This is a genomic window from Microbacterium sp. MTN4-26 (assembly GCF_042846595.1).
Lineage (GTDB): Bacteria > Actinomycetota > Actinomycetes > Actinomycetales > Microbacteriaceae > Microbacterium > Microbacterium luteum.
The window spans coordinates 1-17,919 of the sequence record NZ_BTGO01000006.1; the positions used below are offsets into that span (position 1 = coordinate 1).

Consider the following 17,919-nt stretch of genomic DNA (forward strand, 5'->3'; position numbering starts at 1 on the left):
GCGTGTCGATCCTCTCGAGACCGGATCTCCTCTCGAAGCGTCGGGTGATCCGGTGCCGAGCCGACGAGTTCCGAGCCAGGGTCAGGCGGTGGCGGCGCGGATCGCAGCGTCGACCTCGGCGAGAACGTGCGGCGGCGTGAACATCAGAGCCGTCGACAGGGCTCGACGCGTGCCCCACACCGTTCCCGTGCGCACCGCATCCACCCGTTCGGGCGCGTGCTCGGAGAGGGTGTCGAGCAGGGCCCGGTAGGCGCGCGGGTCGTCGATGACGTCGGCGAGCATCGCGTCGAGTCCGGGTAGAGCCGGATGCTGCCGCGGCGCCGCGGCGGCGACGCGCCACTCGTGGGAACCGGATGCGACCTCCCGCGCGGCTCCGTCGCCCAGATCGACCTCGGCGACGGTATTGGCCGGGACGACGGCCGACACCACGATCTCGTCGCCCTCGCGCCGCCACGCCACGGCAGCCTCGCCATAGGGCGTGAGGTGCCGGGTCGACGCGTGCTCGAGTGCGGGGAGAGGGCGCGGAGCGATGCGCAGCCTGCGGTACCCGGGCGCCGCCGGAGCGAGCCCGGCCACCGAGCGGTGCAGCCAGTCGGCCACCGCACCCAGCGCGTAGTGGTTGAACGAGGTCATCTCCCCGGGGTTGATCGACCCGTCGGGCAGCATGGAATCCCAGCGCTCCCACACGGTCGTCGCTCCCATCGTCACCGGGTAGAGCCACGAGGGACACTCCGTCTGCAGCAGCAGGCGTTCGGCGACGTCCAGGTGCCCGGCCTCGGTGAGAGCATCGGTGACAAGGGGCGTGCCGACGAAGCCCGTGCCGATGCGGTAGCCGCCCTCGCGCACGAGGTCGGCGAGCCGCGCCGCGAGTCTCGTGCGCAGCGCCGGGTCGGTCACCAGGTCGAATTCCAGCGCGAGGGCATACGCCGTCGGGGCGTCGTCCATCATGCGCCCGGCCGGTGTGACGTACTCGGCGACGAACGCGCTGCGGGATGCGTCGGCGAGCCGGGCGTATCGGTCCCGATCCGCTTCGTGGCCCAGCAGGTCGGCCGCCTCGGCGACGCGTCGCAGCGAGCGGGCGAGATAGGCCGAGGCGACGATGTCGCCCGATACCTTGGCCGCCCCGGGGTCATCCGGCGGGGCGGAGGGGTCGAGCCAGTCGCCCAGCTGCATGCGACCGGTCCAGAGCCCCGACCCGTCGGTGTCGGCCAGCACCGCCTCGATCCAGCCGAGCATCGAGGAATACTGTGCGGCGACGACGCCCGCATCTCCGAAGCGCTCGTGGAGCACGTCGGGCACGACCGTCGCGGCGTCTCCCCAGGCCGCCGTCGGGCCGCCGGGCCCGAAGGCGGGCAGAGCCGCGGGCACGACCAGCGGCACCGAGCCGTCGGCGGTGCGCGCCTGCTCGTAGGCCAGGTCCCGCAGCCAGGAGGTGAGGAATCCGTCGCAGTCGTACAGGTAGCTCGCGGTCGGGGCGAAGACCTGGATGTCGCCGGTCCAGCCGAGGCGTTCGTCGCGCTGCGGGCAGTCCGTCGGGATGGACAGGAAGTTGCCGCGCATGCCCCATACGACGTTCTCGTGCAGGCGGTTGAGCTCGGCGTGCGACGAGTCGAACCATCCGGTGCGGCGCATGTCGGTGTGCAGCACGACCGCCTCGACGTCGTCGGGAGAGACATCGGTGCCGGTGATCTCCGCGTAGCGGAAGCCGTAGAAGCTGAAGCGCGATTCCAGCACGTCGTCGCCGCCGGACAGATCGAAGGTGGCGGTCGCGGCGGCGTTGCGAAGCGGTCGGATGCCGAGCTCGCCGTCTTCGAGCACCTCGGCGTGACGCACGACGAGCCGGGCGTCGCGGTCGCCCCTCACCCGGATCCGCACGCGGCCGACGAGGTTCTGTCCGAAGTCGAGGATGCGGCCGCCTGTCGCCGAGACGACGACCTCTGCGACGGGCAGCGTCTGCGTGCGCCGCACCGGCGCTGCGATGCGGGCTTCGGGAACGGGCACGCTCTCATATCCGGGCTTCGCGGCGGCACCGACGCGCACGGGCGCCCAGCTCGTCGCGGAGCGCCGGAGATCCTGGTGCTCTCCGGCGTAGATCCCGCTGTCCACCACGGGCCCCCCGGCCGCCTCCCATGACGCGTCGGTCGCGGCGACCGTGCGCACCGTCCCGTCGAGGCCGGTCACCCGAACCTGGGCGAGGAAGGCCGGCTGCGACCCGTAGAGCCGGTCGGTGAAGGTGAAGAAGCCGTACTTCTCGGTGTACCAGGCGCCGGCCACCGTGGCGGCGAGCTCGTTCTCGCCCGGGTGCACGAGGGCGGTGACGTCGACCGTCTCATGCACCAGCCGGTCGCGGTAGGCCGTCCATCCCGGCGCGAGGACGTCGTCGGACACGGGTGAGCCGTTCACGCGCGGCTCCGCGACACCGAGCGCCGTCCACAGCAGCTCCGCCCGTGCGATGTCATCGCCGAGGGTGAAGCGCGTGCGCGCTTCGAACGGCTGCGCCTCGCGGGTGGGGGATGCCAGCCCGACGGGTTCGGCGATCCACTCGTCCGCAGCGAGGAATCCCGCTACGAGGGTGACGGCGGTGCTCCAGGCCGTGGTCGCCCCGGCCGTTGAGTGCACGCGCACGGCGACGTCACGGCGCTCGCCGGCCGCCAGCGGGGAGAAGGGCCAGGCGACGAGCACGCTCTCGGCCGTTTCGAGGACCACGGTGTCGGTGCCGTCGGTGAGCTCCGCCGAGCGCTGCCGCCATCCGTCCGGCGCATCCGTGATCTGCCAGGTCAGTCGCGGCGTCGCCGTCGCGACGAGTGGGACGTCATCCCGCAGCTCCGCCCGCAGACAAGCGGTCGCACCCGTCATCCGTCGTGCCCCTCCGCCTCCCACGACGATACGGCGACCCGGCCGGCGACCGCGTAGACGCCGATGACCCGGCCGGTGAACGACTCGGTCACCTCGCTCGACAGGAATCGTCCGTCGATGCGCGCGAGATCCACGCGGGTCCCGTCGACGGTCGCCGCCAGGTGGAACTCATCGCTCGTGGTCACCATGGCGGCACCGGCCTGTGGCGGTCGGGACCCGAGGTGGAGGTCGATGACGTCCGACGCCGCGGCCGCCGACCACTCCTGCAGCAGCCCGCCGATGTGGGCGCGCGCGGTGACCGATTCCCCGTCGGCCTCGATCTCGATGAAGAATCGCTCGTCGTATCGCACGGCGAGTCCACCGGTGCCGTCGGAGACGTCGATGCGAACCGTCACCTCGTTCGTGAGGTGCTCCTGACGGCGCCCGACGAACACCGGCTGGGAATCGGCGAGGGTCGAGCCGTCGGCGGTCAACACGAGACGGTTCCCGTCCCGATGCGACACGTCTTCGGGGAGCCGGCGCACGGCCATCCACTCCGCGTCCAGCGGAGCGGAGAAGTCGATGTCGACGCGCGTGCCGGGGCGCGGGTTCAGCTCGACGGGAGCGATGCTCGGCCACCCGTCCTGCCACGTGACCGGGGTCACGAAGGTCTCACGGCCCAGCGCCGAGAAGGCTCGGGTTCCGCTGCGCGGGCGCACGCCGAGCAGCACGCACAGCCACTGTCCGTCGGGGCCGACGACGAGATCGCCGTGGCCGGTGTTCTGGATGGGCCGCGGCGTCGACCGTGCCGAGACGAGGGGATTGCGCGGAGCGCCCTCGAAGGGTCCTTCCGGGCTGTCGCCGCGAGCGATGCTGATGCCATGCCCGCGCTCCGTACCGCCCTCGGCGATCATCAGGTACCAGGAGCCGTCGATCTCGTAGAGGTGAGGAGCTTCGGGGAACATCAGCCCGGTGCCCGACCACAGCGACCGCGGCGCCTCGAGGGCAGTGTGGGTGTCGAGGTCGACGCGCACCTGCTGGATCCCCAGGTGAGTCGGTGCATTCGGGTTCAGGTCGCCCGAGAGGAGCAGGCCGGAGAAGGTGATGTAGCAGGTGCCGTCGGCGTCCCACGCGATGTCGGGGTCGATGCCGAACACGCTCTCCGAGCCGTCGGCCATCACGATCAGATCGCCGTCCGACCACGGCCCCGCCGCGTCTTCGGCGGTGAAGTGCAGCATCCCACGGCCCATCGCGTCGGTTATCACGAGGTGGAACCGGCCGTCGTGGTGGCGGATCGTGGGGGCCCACGCGCCGCCGCCGGTCGGGACCGACTCGACACCGAGCTGACCCGCCCGGGTGGCGACGTGGCCGATCAGCTCCCACGTCACGAAGTCCCTCGAGCGGTGGATGGGGATGCCCGGCAGGTATTCGAACGTGCTGGTCGCGATGTAGTACCACCCGTCGACCGCGACGACACTCGGATCGGGGTGGAACCCGTTGATCAGGGGGTTGTGAAGCGTTGTCATGCGTTGATGCTCCAATCCAGCTCGAGGTTCGACGCCGCAACGGACGCGCCGATCCGCAGGGTGTACGTGCCGGGCTCGACCTGCCAGCCGGCGCCGTTCCAGTGGGCGAAGCGGCGGGCGGGCAGCGCGATACGGGCTGTCACCGTCGCGCCGGCCGCAGCGCGCACGACGCCGTACCCGACCAGCCAGCGCACCGGACGCTCGACCGACGAGTCGGCGCGCTCGGCGTAGACCTGCACGACCTGCTTGCCGGCGCGGGCGCCGGTGTTCGCGATGGTGACCTCGAGCGCGTCGCCGTCGCGCTGCGCCGCGCCCCACGACCACGTCGTGTAGCCCAGGCCGTGTCCGAACGGGAACGCCGGAGCGGCCGCATCCTTCAGCCACGCCCGGTAGCCGATGTGGATCCCCTCCTCGTACCGCAGAATGCCGTCGGTCGGAGTGACGGCGGTGACGGGGACGTCGGCCAGGGCAGCGGGCCAACTGGTGGGGAGCCGTCCGCCGGGCTCGGCGGTGCCGGTGAGCACGTCGGCCAGGGCGGCGCCGAACTCCTGGCCACCGAAGTAGCCCTGCACGATCGCGGCGACATCGGCGGCCCACGGCAGTTCGACCGGTGAGCCGGCGTTGACGACGACCACGGTCGGCGTGCCCGTGGCGGCCACCGCGCGCACCAGATCGTCCTGACGACCGGGAAGGGCCAGGTCGGTGCGGTCGTAGCCCTCCGATTCCACCTTCGAGTTCGTGCCGACGACGACCACGGCGACCTCGGCGTCGTCCGCCGAAGCGACCGCACGGGCGATGAGCTCGTCGGGGTCGGTGCGCTCCGGGGCGATCCCGAGCGTGACGGACAGGGCGCCGCTGAGCGCGCTCTCGACCTCGTTCACGCGCAATTCCAGCCGGATGCGGCGGGCGACGCCCTGCTCCACGGGCACCGTCGCGGTCAGCGACGGCGGGTTGAGGAAGGCCGCGCCGAGGTCGGTGCCCTCGATCACGGGCGCCTCGTCGAGAACCGTCTCGCCGTCGACCTGCAGGACACCGCGATTGGCGCCGGCGAAGCCCAGCTCGACCTCGCCGGTCTCGTCGGCGACGAAGTCCGCCTCGAGCACGACGCGTCGGCTCGCCGCGATCGGGGCGTCGCCGCCGAACCACACCAGGGCGGTCGAGCGGCGGTCCTCGGCGAACAGCTCCGCCCCGTGAGCGTCGAAGAAGCTCACCCGCACTCCGGGCGCACCGGTCACGGGGTTCGCGATCTGCTCGAGCGGGATCTCCGCCACACCTTCCTGCACCACGGCCCCGATCTCGTACGAGACCTCGGCGTTCGCGAAGGCGGTGCGGATGCCCTCGAGCGGCGTCACGATCTGCTCGGGCAGCACGGTCGCGCTGCCGCCGCCCTGCGTGCGCGCTTCGAGAGCGTTGTGACCGATCACGGCGATGCGAGACAGCGCCGGGGACAGCGGAAGGGACCCGTCGTTCGCCAGCAGCACGGTTCCCTCGACGGCGGCCTCGCGCGCGAACGCGCGGGCGTCCACCGGATTCGGCGTGACAGCGGCATCCGCCCCGAGCGCCCCGACGCGCTCGGCAAGCAGCAGCAGCCGCAGCACCTTGCGGTCGAGGTCGGATTCGGACACGCCGCCCTCGCGCACGGCGTCGACGAGCCCGGCCCACGCCGGCGCGGGACCGGGCATCGCGAGATCCTGCGAGGCGGCGACCGCGTCGAGTGACCGCACGGCCGTCCAGTCGCTGATCACAACGCCATCGAAGCCCCACTCGGAGTTCAGCGGCGTCTCGAGCAGGTCGTTCTCGGTCATGGTCACGCCGCGCACCGAGTTGTACGCGCTCATGATCGTCCACGCGCCGGCGTCGGCGACCGCGCGCTCGAACGGCGCGAGGTACAGCTCGCGCAGCGGGCGGTCATCGAGCTGCACGTCGACGGTGAAGCGGTCGGTCTCCGAGTCGTTCGCGACGTAGTGCTTCGGGCAGGCGGCGACGCCGTTGTCCTGCAGGCCGCGCACGTAGGCGGCGGCGAGTCCCGACGTGAGCTCGGGGTCTTCGCTGAAGCACTCGAAGTGGCGTCCGCCGAGAGGCGAGCGGTGCAGGTTGATCGTCGGGCCGAGCACGACGTCGACGTCTTTCCGGCGCGCCTCGGATGCCGCGGCGGCGCCGTACCGGTACGCGAGCGCGTCGTCCCACGAGGCCGCGAGAGCCGACCCCGAAGGCAGGTTGAGCGAGGGCTCGCGCTCATCCCAGCGGGGACCGCGCACGCCGGCGGGGCCGTCGGAGAGCGTCATCGCGCGCAGGCCGATCCTCGGCAGCGGAACCGTCGTCCAGAAGTCCGCGCCCTGCACGAGCGCCGCCTTCTCCTCGAGGGTGAGCTGCTGCAGCAGCGGCACGAGATGATCGACCTCGGTGGTGGCGGGGGCAGTCATGCGGCTTCTCCTTCGGCCTGGGCGCGCAGAGCGGCGCGTTCGTGGCGACGCTGCTCCTGCTTGTCGGGATCGGGCAGCGGGGCGGCCATGAACAGGCGCTGGGTGTAGGGGTGCTGCGGGTGCGAGGTCACCTGGTCGCCGTCGCCGTTCTCGACGATCTCGCCGTGATACATCACCGCGACGCGGTGGCTGATGTGGCGAACGACGGCGAGGTCGTGGGTGATGAACAGGTAGGCGACGCCGGTGCGCTCCTGGATCTCGATGAAGAGGTCGAGCACGCGTGCCTGGGTGGACAGGTCGAGCGCGGAGACCGGTTCGTCGCACACGATGAGCTTCGGGTCGAGCGCGAGGGCGCGCGCGATGGCGATGCGCTGCCGCTGGCCACCGGAGAACTCCCGGGGCAGCCGTGAGCGCGCCCCGTCCGGAAGGCCGACGCGGTCGAGGAGGTCTCGCACGCGCGTCTTGGCCTCCCTGGCGGAGGTGCCCCGGGCGGTGAGCGGTTCCGACAGGATCTGCTCGATCGTCATCGCGGGGTTCAGCGAGGAGTACGGGTCCTGGAAGACGACCTGGATCTCGCTGGAGAGCTCGCGTCGCTCGCCGCGGGAGAGGTGGCCGATGTCGCGGCCGGCATAACGGACGGACCCCTCGGTGACCGGAGCGAGCCCGAGCAGCGCGCGACCGAGGGTGGTCTTGCCCGACCCGGATTCGCCGACCAGGCCCACCGTCTCGCCGGGCCGGATGTCGAGCGAGACGCCCTTCAGGGCGCGGAACGGCTTGGCGCGGAACCCCTTGCCGGGATACTCCACGACGAGGTCCTTCACATCCAGCAGCGGCGCGGTCATGCCCGGCCTCCTTCCTGACGGGAGGCGTAGGCCGGCCGGGCGGGGCCCTCGTCGAGGATCGCGTCGAGGAGCGACTGCGTGTAGGGGTGGGACGGGGAGCCGAGGATCGTGCGCACCGGGCCGGACTCGACGAACAGGCCCTGCTGCATCACGGTCACGCGGTCGCAGAGATCGGCGACCACGCCGAAGTTGTGGGTGACCAGCAGCATGGCCATTCCACGCTCCTTCTGCAGGTCGCGCAGAAGGTCGAGGACCTCGGCCTGCACGGTCACATCCAGAGCCGTGGTCGGCTCGTCGGCGATGATCAGGTCGGGATCGGTCGACACGGCGCCCGCGATCAGCACACGCTGCGCCATGCCGCCCGACACCTCGAACGGGTAGGCGTCGAAGGTGCGCTGCGGGTTCGGGATGCCGACCCGGTCGAGCAGGCTGAGTGCGCGCTCGGTGGCGTCCTTCTTGGACATCCCGAGGCCGACCCGGAGCGGCTCGACCAGCTGGCTGCCGATCGTGAACGACGGGTCCAGGTTCGACATCGGCTCCTGGGGGATGTAGCCCATGCGCGTCCCGCGCAGCGCCGTGTACTGCTTCTCCGAGGCTGCGGTCAGGTCGCTGCCATCGAAGTCGATGCGCCCGCCCGACACGTGACCGCCGCGGGGGAGCAGTCCGAGCACGCTGAACGCGGTCTGGGTCTTGCCCGATCCCGACTCGCCGATCAGACCGTGCACCTCGCCGGCCCGGATCTTCAGGCTCACGCCGTGCACGACCTCGACGACGGATCCATCCGATTGGTCGTACGCGACGTGGAGGTCGTCGACCGCAAGCAGCGTGCGACCGGGGGTGTCGTCATCGTGCACGATGGTCTCGCCGCCGACCGGGATGGGGCCGGAGTCCTCCAGTGCGAGGTCACCACCCGAGGTGGAGATCGACGTCGTCACCGCCGCGATGGAGGTCGTCGCGCCTGTCACGGCGCGGCGACGCCGACGTCGGACGGGGATGGTCCGCTCGAGCTCATCGCGCATCGCGTTCGCCAGGAGGGTCAGTGCGATACACGTGAGGGCGATCGCGAGCGCGGGCCAGAGCATCAGCAGTGGTGCGCGGTAGATGCTCTGGAACGCGTCGTTGAGCATCTGCCCCCACGTCGGCACCGAGAGGTCGCCGAGTCCGAGGAATTCCAGGCCCGCCTGAATCGCGATGGTGATGCCGGCCACGATCGCCGACTGGATGATGATCGGCGCGCGCACGACCGAGAAGACGTGCCGGCCGATGATGCGCATGTCGCTGAGGCCTGCGACGCGGGCGGCGTCGACATAGAGCTCGCTCCGCACGGCATTCACCGATGCGTAGACCAGGCGGAAGTAGGCCGGCGAGATGAGCACGCCGAAGACGAGCATCGCGATCCACACCGACGGGCCGACGACCGCCTGAACGGCCAGCAGCACGATGATCCCGGGAAGCGCCATGAACAGCGAGGTGACCCACGAGGCGACGGTGTCGAACCATCCGTGGAAGTACCCCGCGATGAGGCCCGAGACCACGCCGATGATCAGGGAGGTGATCAGGGCGACGAGCGAGGCGGCGACGGAGACCTGCGTGGCCGCGAGCAGCCGGGAGAAGACGTCGCGACCGGCGCTGTCGTTGCCGAGGAGGTGCTCGGGCGAGGGTGGCGCGAGGATCAGCGACAGGGATGCTTGGTTGGGGTCGTAGGGGGCGAGGAGGGGGCCGAAGACGGCCACCAGCGCGACGAGCGCGAGGAAGACGAGCGATGCCACGGCGAGCGGTCGGCGCAGCAGTCGCCGCATGATGTGGGCGTTCCCGGTGCCGCGGGTCGGTACGGTCTGCGGGGTGTCGATGGCGGTCATGACAGTCGCACCTTCGGGTTGAGAGCGGCCTGCGCGAGGTCGATGAGGAGATTGACGACGACGACGATCACCGCCGTGGCGACGACGACCCCCATCACCACGGGGATGTCGCCGGAGCTGGTGGCCGAGACGGTCAGCTGGCCGATGCCGGGCAGGGCGAAGACCTGTTCGACGATCACGGCGCCGCCGAGGAGGCCGACGAACTGCACCGCCAGCACCGCGAGGGCGGGGCCGCCGGCGTTGCGCAGCACGTGCTTGTAGACGACGCGGTTCGTGCTGAGGCCTCGGGCGCGGAGTGTGCGCACGTAGTCACGAGACGTGGCGTCGATCACGGATCCGCGGACCTGCTGCGCCACCGCCGCGATCGCGCTCAACGAGAGCGCCGCGATGGGCAGGGTGACCGAGGAGAGCCACCCGGTGAAGGACTCCCCGATGGGGACGTATCCGGTGGCGCGGAACCATCCGAGGTCGATGGCGAACCACAGCACGAGGTAGAGGGCGATGAGGAAGCCCGGCACGGCGAAGCCGACGACGGCGATGAACTGCACCACCCCGTCGACCCAGCCGCCGCGGCGGGCGGCGAGGACGCCCAGCACGACTGAGACGACGGCCGCGACGATCGTCGTGCCCACCACGAGCGTGAGGGTCACCGCGAGACGGCTCGACAGGCTTGCCGTGACCGGCTGGCTCGTGAACCACGACACCCCGAAGTCGCCGGTGAGCGCCGAGGTGAGCCAGTTGCCGTACTGCACGATCAGCGGCTGGTCGAGACCGAGCTGCTGAGCCCGGAGGGCGACGACCTCCTCGGAGGCGTTCTGGCCCATGATCCGGCGGGCGATGTCGCCGCCGCCCGCGTAGAGCAGGCTGAAGGCGACCGCCGAGACCGCGACGATGAGCACCAGGCCGGCGAGCAGGCGCCGGACGATGAAGGTGAGCATGCTGAGCGTCCTTGACAGTGTGATTCCCGGGGCCCGCCCGCATGGGCGGACCCCGGAGGTGATCAGTTGGCGGGGTAGATGTCGTAGATGGCCGGGTAGGTGTTGGTCGGCAGCATCTCGACGACGGTGTCCGCGTCGGACGGGAAGTTGCCCTGCACGCGGTACAGCGGCGCGAACCACGCCTGCTCGACCAGGTAGCGGTTCAGCTCCGCCGCGACCTCGTCCTGCGTGGCCTGGTCACCGAATTGGAACTCCTCGATCCACGCGTCCACCTGGTCGTCCTGGTAGCCGAACGGGTTGAAGATGGCGGTGGGCGAGACCATGAATTGGATGAGCTGCCAGTCGGGGTTCTGCTCCAGCGGGATGTAGCCCGCGGGGAACTTCGGCGCCAGGAAGTCGGCGATGAAGTTGCTTCCCGGATCGGTGTACTCCACGGTGATGCCGATGTCGGCCAGGGCCTGCTCGTGCAGCGTGTAGGTGGTCGCGCCCAGCTGGGCGGAGTTCGGCAGCGACAGCGTGAAGCCGTCGGCATAGCCGGCTTCTGCCATCAGCTCGCGCGCCTTCTCGGGGTCGTATCCGTAGTAGTCGTCCAGCTCCGGGTCGTAGGCCGCCGAGCTCTCGGGGAACATCTGGCCGGTGACGGTGCCGTAGCCGCTCTCCAGCGCCTGCAGGAGACCCTCGCGGTCGAATGCGTAGTTGATGGCCTGACGCACACGCACATCGCCGAGGGCTTCGTTCATCTCGCCCGCGCGGTCCATCAGCAGAATGCTGGCGACGTCGAGCTCGTTGGAGTTGATGGTCCAGCCGGCTCCCTCGATCTCGGCGAGGTTCTCGCTGCTGAACACCTTGACGGCGTTGGCCTCGCCGGCGCGAATCGCGTTCAGCTGGGCCGTGGCGTCGCCGAGCACGTTGATCACCAGCTCGTCGTAATGCTGCACATCCGGGTTCCAGTAGTCCGGGTTCGCGGTGTAGCGATAGCTCGTCCCCGGCACCGAGGCGGCGGCGTCGTAGATGTAGGGGCCGGAGCCGATCGGGTTGGTGGCCAGGTCTCCGGCGGCGATGGCCTCGCTCGAGGCGACGAGGCCGGCATCGCGCGTGAGGTAGTTCAGCATCGACGGGTCGGGTGCGACGAGGTTGATCGCCACGGTGCCGGCGTCGACCGCCTCGAACGTGTCGACGTTCGCGAAGTACGACGCGTCGGGCGAGGTGCCGTCCTTGAAGCGCTGCAGGTTCTCGACGACCACGTCGGCGGTCATCTCGCTGCCGTCACTGAAGGTGACGTCGTCGCGCAGGGTGAGGGTGAGGACGGTGTTGTCTTCGTTGTACTCCCACGCGGTCGCGAGCCAGGGCTCGATCGTTCCCTCGGGGGTCGCGACCAGAAGCGTGTCGTACATCGCCTGGTAGTACGGCGAGCGGTTGCCCCACTCGGCACCGGACGGATCGAGGGTCAACGGCTCGATCGCCGCGCCCAGCGTGAGTGTTCCACCGCTCGCGTCACCGCCGTTCCCGGAGTCCGAGCCTCCGCCCGAGCATCCGGTCAGTGCGAGTGCCGCGATGGCGAATGTGGCTGCTGTGGCCTTCCATCGGAACATCCTTGGTCCCCTTCGGGTCGTGGCGATTCCCCTGTGGATCGCCGGGTTGTCTGCGACCGTAACAGTAATTCCGAGCGCACACTAGGTTTTTGGCCTAAAAAACTAGCGGTCGCTAGGAATTCGTTATAGAACGGTACCGAAGGGACCTCGACACGGCGCCGAGGAGGGCGCTGAGGCCGGGGATACGGTGGTCAGATGACGAACGCGAAGACGGCGGCGCCGCCGCGCAAACGCCGCGGCGAGTACGCGAAATCGGAGGCGACGCGTGCCGCGATCCTCGACGCGGCTCTCGCCGTCTTCGCAGAGTCGGGGTACCGAGCGGGGTCCCTGCGCGAGATCGCACAGCGCGTCGGCATGAGCGAAGCGGGCCTGCTTCACCACTTCAAGAACAAGAGCGAACTGTTGATGGCTGTGCTGGACCGTCGCGACGAACACGCTTTCGACATCACGAGATTCAACGAGGTCGACGGGATCGAGCGGCTTCGAGGTCTCGTGCGCCTCGCCGCCTACAACGCCTCCGTACCGGGGGTCGTCGAGCTCTACTGCACGCTGTCGGCCGAGGCCACCTCGGCCGATCATCCCGCCCACGCGTACTTCCTCAACCGCTACGAGTGGACGCGGCGCGAGGTGACCCGCTCGTTCGATCAGATCGCGGAGGAGGGCCGGCTGTCCTCGGCGACGACGCCGACCGCTGCGGCGATCGCGACGATCTCGCTCATGGACGGCCTGCAGGTGCAGTGGCTGCTGGATCGCACCGTGGTCGACATGGCAGACGAACTCGCCCGCTACTTCCGCACCATCGTGAGCGGATTCGATCTCGAGTCGCTCGAATCGTTCCTCGACGGAAAGGTCCCCGCCGAATGATCCGCACGTCCTTCCCCGGTTCCTGGACGGTCGGACCGAAGCTCGGCGCCTTCGAGCGGCCCGATGCCTCGACCGCCCCGCGACCGGTCCGGCTTCCCCATGACGCCCTGCGGGACCTCGCCCGTGACCCGCGCACGGAGCAGGGGGTCCACGCCGGCTACATCCCGGGCGGCGTCTTCGAGTACGCCGTCGAGTTCGACGCCCCCGCCGAGTGGCGCGAGAAGACGGTGCTCGTCGAATTCGAGGCCGTCTACCGCGACGCCGTCGTCTGCGTGAACGGCGACTTCGCCGCCCACCACGCCGGCGGATACTCCGCCTTCACCGTCTCCCTGGACGGACACCTCCGATTCGGGGAGACCAACCGTCTCACCGTCGAGGCGCGCGTGCACAAGGACAGCCGCTGGTACACCGGCGCCGGCATCTACCGACCCGTGCACCTCGTCGTCGCCGACCCGGTTCACATCGTCCTCGACGGGGTCCGCGCCGAGGCGGCAGACGTGGATGCGGAGCGGGCGATGCTCGCGCTGTCGACCGATGTCGTCAACACCACGCGGCGCACGCGCACCACGCGGGTCGCGTGGGAGGTGCACGATCCGCGCGGGGTCTCGGTCGCCGCCGTCTCGGTGCCGCTCACGCTGGCGCCCGGCGAGACCGGCACGGCTCGCGCCCGTGTGGCCGTGCTCCATCCGCAGCTGTGGGGTCCGGAGTCGCCGCACCTCTACACCGTGGACACGACGCTCGACGACGAGACCGACGGTGCGCGCCTGGACCGGGCCAGCGTCGTCACCGGCATCCGCACCCTTCAGCTGGATCCGCTCCGGGGTCTGCGCATCAACGGCGCGCGCGTCGACCTTCGGGGAGCCTGCGTGCACCACGACAACGGCGTCCTCGGCGCGGCAGGTGACGCCGCGGCGGAGGACCGCCGCATCCGGCGATTGAAGGACGCCGGGTTCAACGCGATCCGCAGTGCGCACAACCCCGCCTCGCGAGCGGTGCTCGAAGCCTGCGATCGCCACGGCATGCTCGTGATGGACGAGCTCACCGACGTCTGGACCCGCTCGAAGACCGCCTTCGACTCGTCTCTCGCCTTTCCGTCGACCTGGCGCGAGGAGGTGGCGGCTCTGGTCGCGAAGGACCGCGCCCACCCGAGCGTGATCATGTACTCGATCGGCAACGAGATCCTCGAACTCGGCCGTCCCCTCGGCGCGGCGTGGGGCCGTCGCATCGCGGAGGAGTTCCGTTCGCTCGATCCGTCGCGGTACGTCACGAACGGGATCAACGGCATCATCGCCAACCTCGACGCGGTCGCCGAGTCGATGGCTGCCGCCGAGGAGGACGCGGCCGATCCGAACACGATGATGGCCAACATGGGCGCACAGATGGCCGCGGCGAACGCCTCGGAGGCGATCTCCCGCTCGATCGAGGAGTCTGCCTCCGTGCTCGATGTGGTCGGCTTCAATTACGCCGACTCCCGCTACCGGCAGGATGCCCACGATCACCCGCACCGGGTGATCGTGGGGTCGGAGACCTTTCCCGATCGCATCGCCGAGCTGTGGCGCCTGGTCACCGAGCTTCCGCACGTCATCGGGGACTTCACCTGGACCGGGTGGGACTACATCGGCGAGGCGGGGATCGGGCGCGTCGACTACACCGACGTCGACGGCTACGTGCCGACCGGCACCGCCGGCCCCTACCCCTATCTGCTGGCCGACTGCGGAGACATCGACATCACCGGGCACCGGCTTCCGGCGTCGTTCTACCGCGAGATCGCCTTCGGGCTGCGTCGCGATCCCTACATCGCCGTCCACCGCCCGCAGCACCACGGTCGCCCGACGGCCAAGACGCCGTGGTCATGGGATGACGTGGTCGCGAGCTGGTCGTGGGACGCGCCGCAGGGCGCACCGGTGACGGTCGACGTCTACGCCGACGCCGACGAAGTGGAGCTGCTCCTCGACGGGCGGTCGCTCGGGCTCGAGCCGGTCGGCCGGGTGCGAGACCTCGTGGCGAGGTTCGAGGTCGGCTATGCGCCCGGGGAGCTCACCGCGGTAGCCCGCCGTGAGGGGACCGTCATCGGCACGCACGCCCTGGCATCCGCAAGCGGTGACGTCAAGCTGCATGTCGATATGGAGGAGGAGATCCTCGCGGGTCCGCTGTCCTTCGTCGACATCTCGCTCGCCGACGGAGCGGGGATCGTTCCGTGCGATCGGGATGTGCGCGTGACGGTCGAGGTGACCGGCGCCGCGGAGATCGCGGGACTCGGAACCGGTCGCGCGCGTACGGAGGAGGGCTTCGCCGGGCCGTCCTGCACGACCTTCGACGGGCGCGCCCTCGCGGTCGTCCGCCGCGTGGGCGAGGGTCCGGTCTCGGTGTCGGTCGCCGCGGACGGCTTCACCCCGGTCGATATCTCCCTGCCCTGACGTGTACACGGAAGGTGCGCAGACTGGCGGTGGTCACGCGCCTGAAGAGGAGGTCCCGCCTGGAGAGGATCTGCGGACGGCGTTCCGTCCTCGGCAGCCGTGATCTCCTCCGCGCGGGCGCGTCAGGATGCCGGATTAGGATGCCGCGGTTCGGCGCCACGAGAGCGCCGGCACCGTGACGGCGGCGTCGCCGACGCGCACCACGCGGTCGGCGGCATCCAGATTCGCGACGACGACCTCTCCGGCCTCGACATCGCGGATCGCCCACACGAGGCCATCTGCGGTTCCGCCCGTCGCGACGACGCGGCCCTGAAGCGCGGCCAGCATCTCGATCGCCTCGGTCACCGGCCGTGAGGAGCCGTCGGCGCGGAACACCCCGCGCGGCCCCCATTCCTCGAAGTAGGCGAGTGTCGCGACGCCGGGCGCGGTGAAGGCCGCTGCGCTCGCGAGCGTCCAGGCCGCGAGCTCGGGCGCATCCATCCGGGGGTCGGCGGCATCCAGCAGCGCCGGCCCGTAGCCGTCGCGCAGGTCGCCGTGGGCGGACATCGGCGGTGGAGTGGTCGCCACGTCGTTGACATGCGGTCGCAGCGAGATCGGCCCGATGTGCACGGCGCCGCCGCCGGCGATCTCGACGGTCTGCTCGGCGACCAGGCGCTGCATGGCGACCGCTTCGGTCAGCTGCGCCGTGCTGAGGCTGTGGAACAGCGGTGTGCTGCTGAAGACGATGCCGTCCAGCCCTTCGGGGAGCCGATGCTGCTCGCGGTTGAGCTCGGTGAAGTGCGATCGCACCCCGCCGGCGAGGAACGCGGTGATCCCGGCGTCGCGCAGCGCAGCCCTCACGAGCGCGACGGCGGCCGTGTCCGACACGAGCCGCGCGTCGCCCGTCGGCCAGAACGCCGTGACACGGGCGAGGTCGAGGCCGGCGAGCTCACCCGCCGCGGCCTCGATGAGGAGCGGCTCGGCATCGGCGAGGATGAAGCGCACGTCGAGCGGCCGGTCCGACGCCGCCGCACGATCGAGCGCCGCCCGCCATGTCGGCGAGGCGAGGTCGAGTTCGACGAGGCTTGCGGCCCACGGGATCGCCGGCAGCTGCGGAGCCGGATCCGGTGCCGTCGACGCCGACACGGCCAGGAGCGGCATCCTGACCGGATCGCCCAGCATCACGACGTCGCGGTCGGGGCGTGCGGATTCACCGGGGCCCGAGGTGACGGAGACGGTGACGGCCTGCGAGACGGTCTCCCCCTCGGCGAGTCGGTACGGAAAGGGCAGCGAGAGCGGCCGGCTGTAGGTCTTGAACGACGCATCGGTCCAGTTGCGCTGGTCCTCCATCTCGAACACGTCGCCGTGGAACCGCAACGCCACGTCGCCGCCGCGACCCTCCCACGACAGTCCCGCGATGTCGAAGGCCGGCTGATGCGGGCTGATTCTCACCGGGAAGGCACTCGCCTCGGACGAGCCGTCGGTGTGGTCTATCCGCATCGCGGCACCGGCGAGCGTGGCCGGGTGCAGCACGACGAGGCCCGTGCGGTTGGTCTCGAAGTCGGCGGCCGCGCGCAGGTCGAGGGCGACGGTCACCGTGTCGCCGGCGGCATCCACCCGCACCTGGCCGGTCAGGTCGGCGCCGAGTTCGCGGGTGTGAACCCGGATCGTGAGCCCGCCCTCGCGCTCGATCACCTCGTCGACGGTGAGCGCCGCCGTGTCCCAGTCGCGATCGCGGACCACGGCGCGCACCGAGCGCAGCACGACGGCGCCGTCGACGGCGAGGTCGGCGATCTCGTCGCCGCGCAGCTCGGCGCTCCAGCGCCCGCTCGTCCACGCGCGGGAGGTCTCGGCCCACAGCGCGCTCAGCGACGAGGCCATCAGAGCGAGGTCATGCCGCCGTCGACCTGGAAGGTCGCGCCGGTGGCGAACGCGCCGTCGTCGCTGGCGAGGTAGACCATGATCCCCGCGACGTCGTCCGGAGTGCCGGCCCGTCCGATGGGGATGCGCGAGACGATCGCCGCGCGGGACTCCGGGTCGTCGCTGATGGCGGCGACGAGCGGTGTCTCGGTGTAGGCGGGCTGCACCGTGTTCACGCGGATGCCGCGATCGGCATACGCCGCCGCGACGGTGCGGCCGAGGCCGTGCATCCCGGCCTTCGACGCGCTGTACGCGGTGAAGTCCTTGCCCTCGCCGTTGATCGCGGTGGGGCTTCCGGTGAGGATGATCGACCCGCCGCCGTGGGCGAGCATCGTGCGCACCGCGTGCTTGACCGTGAGGAAGGTGCCGGTGAGGTTGATGTCGACCGTGCGACGCCAGACCTCGAGGTCGAGGTCGGCGATGGGCGCGTCCTGCCCGAACAGCTGCACGCCGGCGTTGGCGACGACCACATCCGGTGCCCAGCCGTCGGCTTCCACCGCGGCGAACGCCGCCGCGACGGCGGCCTCGTCCGAAATGTCCATCGTGACCGCGCGGGCTCTCTCGCCGATCTCCGCCGCCGCGGCCGCGGCGCCGTCGCCGTTGCGGTCGGCGAGGATGACACGCGCGCCCTCGCGGGCGAATCGCTGCGCGACCGCCAGCCCGATGCCGAGCGCGCCTCCGGTGATCAGCGCGGTCTTTCCCTCGAGTCGAGTCATGGTGCTCC

11 protein-coding genes are annotated in these 17,919 nt (G+C 70.6%); 2 read left to right on the top strand and 9 right to left on the bottom strand.

Going from position 1 to position 17,919, the window contains the following annotated elements:
• Positions 1 to 81 precede the first annotated feature (81 nt).
• From ACGG9C_RS06265 to ACGG9C_RS06295, 7 genes are all read right to left on the bottom strand, one after another.
• Positions 82 to 2,856, bottom strand: a complete 2,775-nt coding sequence (locus ACGG9C_RS06265) for an alpha-L-rhamnosidase (RefSeq protein WP_194383862.1) — start codon at positions 2,854 to 2,856, stop codon at positions 82 to 84.
• Positions 2,853 to 4,361 (bottom strand): glycoside hydrolase family 43 protein, encoded by a 1,509-nt coding sequence (locus ACGG9C_RS06270; protein ID WP_194383861.1) that lies wholly within the window; start codon positions 4,359 to 4,361, stop codon positions 2,853 to 2,855. The genes ACGG9C_RS06265 and ACGG9C_RS06270 overlap by 4 nt, the downstream gene beginning before the upstream one ends.
• Positions 4,358 to 6,784: a beta-glucosidase gene (locus ACGG9C_RS06275; RefSeq protein WP_194383860.1), complete on the bottom strand. Its 2,427-nt coding sequence runs from the start codon at positions 6,782 to 6,784 to the stop codon at positions 4,358 to 4,360. Before ACGG9C_RS06275 ends, ACGG9C_RS06270 begins: the two co-directional genes overlap by 4 nt.
• The gene (locus ACGG9C_RS06280; RefSeq protein ID WP_071045002.1) at positions 6,781 to 7,626 is read right to left on the bottom strand and encodes an ATP-binding cassette domain-containing protein; all 846 of its coding nucleotides are present in this window, start codon (positions 7,624 to 7,626) and stop codon (positions 6,781 to 6,783) included. Before ACGG9C_RS06280 ends, ACGG9C_RS06275 begins: the two co-directional genes overlap by 4 nt.
• Positions 7,623 to 9,485, bottom strand: a complete 1,863-nt coding sequence (locus tag ACGG9C_RS06285; RefSeq protein ID WP_194383859.1) for a dipeptide/oligopeptide/nickel ABC transporter permease/ATP-binding protein — start codon at positions 9,483 to 9,485, stop codon at positions 7,623 to 7,625. Before ACGG9C_RS06285 ends, ACGG9C_RS06280 begins: the two co-directional genes overlap by 4 nt.
• Positions 9,482 to 10,423, bottom strand: a complete 942-nt coding sequence (locus ACGG9C_RS06290) for an ABC transporter permease (RefSeq protein WP_071045000.1) — start codon at positions 10,421 to 10,423, stop codon at positions 9,482 to 9,484. Before ACGG9C_RS06290 ends, ACGG9C_RS06285 begins: the two co-directional genes overlap by 4 nt.
• A gap of 62 nt (positions 10,424 to 10,485) precedes the next feature.
• Positions 10,486 to 12,015: an ABC transporter substrate-binding protein gene (locus ACGG9C_RS06295; protein WP_071044999.1), complete on the bottom strand. Its 1,530-nt coding sequence runs from the start codon at positions 12,013 to 12,015 to the stop codon at positions 10,486 to 10,488.
• 195 nt (positions 12,016 to 12,210) lie between these two features.
• Here ACGG9C_RS06295 and ACGG9C_RS06300 point away from each other — a divergent pair, with 195 nt between their 5' ends.
• The gene (locus ACGG9C_RS06300) at positions 12,211 to 12,879 is read left to right on the top strand and encodes a TetR/AcrR family transcriptional regulator (RefSeq protein WP_071044998.1); all 669 of its coding nucleotides are present in this window, start codon (positions 12,211 to 12,213) and stop codon (positions 12,877 to 12,879) included.
• Positions 12,876 to 15,296, top strand: coding sequence for a glycoside hydrolase family 2 TIM barrel-domain containing protein (locus ACGG9C_RS06305; RefSeq protein ID WP_194383858.1), 2,421 nt, complete (start codon positions 12,876 to 12,878; stop codon positions 15,294 to 15,296). Before ACGG9C_RS06300 ends, ACGG9C_RS06305 begins: the two co-directional genes overlap by 4 nt.
• 135 nt (positions 15,297 to 15,431) lie before the next feature.
• Here the strand turns inward: ACGG9C_RS06305 and ACGG9C_RS06310 are convergent, their stop codons facing one another.
• Together ACGG9C_RS06310 and ACGG9C_RS06315 are read right to left on the bottom strand one after the other, a co-directional pair.
• A complete protein-coding gene (locus ACGG9C_RS06310; RefSeq protein WP_194383857.1) occupies positions 15,432 to 17,156 on the bottom strand; it encodes a hypothetical protein in 1,725 nt (574 codons plus the stop codon).
• Positions 17,156 to 17,911: an SDR family NAD(P)-dependent oxidoreductase gene (locus ACGG9C_RS06315; RefSeq protein ID WP_390178408.1), complete on the bottom strand. Its 756-nt coding sequence runs from the start codon at positions 17,909 to 17,911 to the stop codon at positions 17,156 to 17,158. Before ACGG9C_RS06315 ends, ACGG9C_RS06310 begins: the two co-directional genes overlap by 1 nt.
• Positions 17,912 to 17,919: the final 8 nt, after the last annotated feature.

Bases quoted from the DNA above. Each gene is read 5' to 3' on its own strand.
- ACGG9C_RS06295 (WP_071044999.1), bottom strand. From the start codon at position 12,015: ATGTTCCGATGGAAGGCCACAGCAGCCACATTCGCCATCGCGGCACTC.
- ACGG9C_RS06280 (WP_071045002.1), bottom strand. From the start codon at position 7,626: ATGACCGCGCCGCTGCTGGATGTGAAGGACCTCGTCGTGGAGTATCCC.
- ACGG9C_RS06265 (WP_194383862.1), bottom strand. From the start codon at position 2,856: ATGACGGGTGCGACCGCTTGTCTGCGGGCGGAGCTGCGGGATGACGTC.
- ACGG9C_RS06285 (WP_194383859.1), bottom strand. From the start codon at position 9,485: ATGACCGCCATCGACACCCCGCAGACCGTACCGACCCGCGGCACCGGG.
- ACGG9C_RS06300 (WP_071044998.1), top strand. From the start codon at position 12,211: ATGACGAACGCGAAGACGGCGGCGCCGCCGCGCAAACGCCGCGGCGAG.
- ACGG9C_RS06310 (WP_194383857.1), bottom strand. From the start codon at position 17,156: ATGGCCTCGTCGCTGAGCGCGCTGTGGGCCGAGACCTCCCGCGCGTGG.
- ACGG9C_RS06315 (WP_390178408.1), bottom strand. From the start codon at position 17,911: ATGACTCGACTCGAGGGAAAGACCGCGCTGATCACCGGAGGCGCGCTC.
- ACGG9C_RS06270 (WP_194383861.1), bottom strand. From the start codon at position 4,361: ATGACAACGCTTCACAACCCCCTGATCAACGGGTTCCACCCCGATCCG.
- ACGG9C_RS06275 (WP_194383860.1), bottom strand. From the start codon at position 6,784: ATGACTGCCCCCGCCACCACCGAGGTCGATCATCTCGTGCCGCTGCTG.
- ACGG9C_RS06290 (WP_071045000.1), bottom strand. From the start codon at position 10,423: ATGCTCACCTTCATCGTCCGGCGCCTGCTCGCCGGCCTGGTGCTCATC.
- ACGG9C_RS06305 (WP_194383858.1), top strand. From the start codon at position 12,876: ATGATCCGCACGTCCTTCCCCGGTTCCTGGACGGTCGGACCGAAGCTC.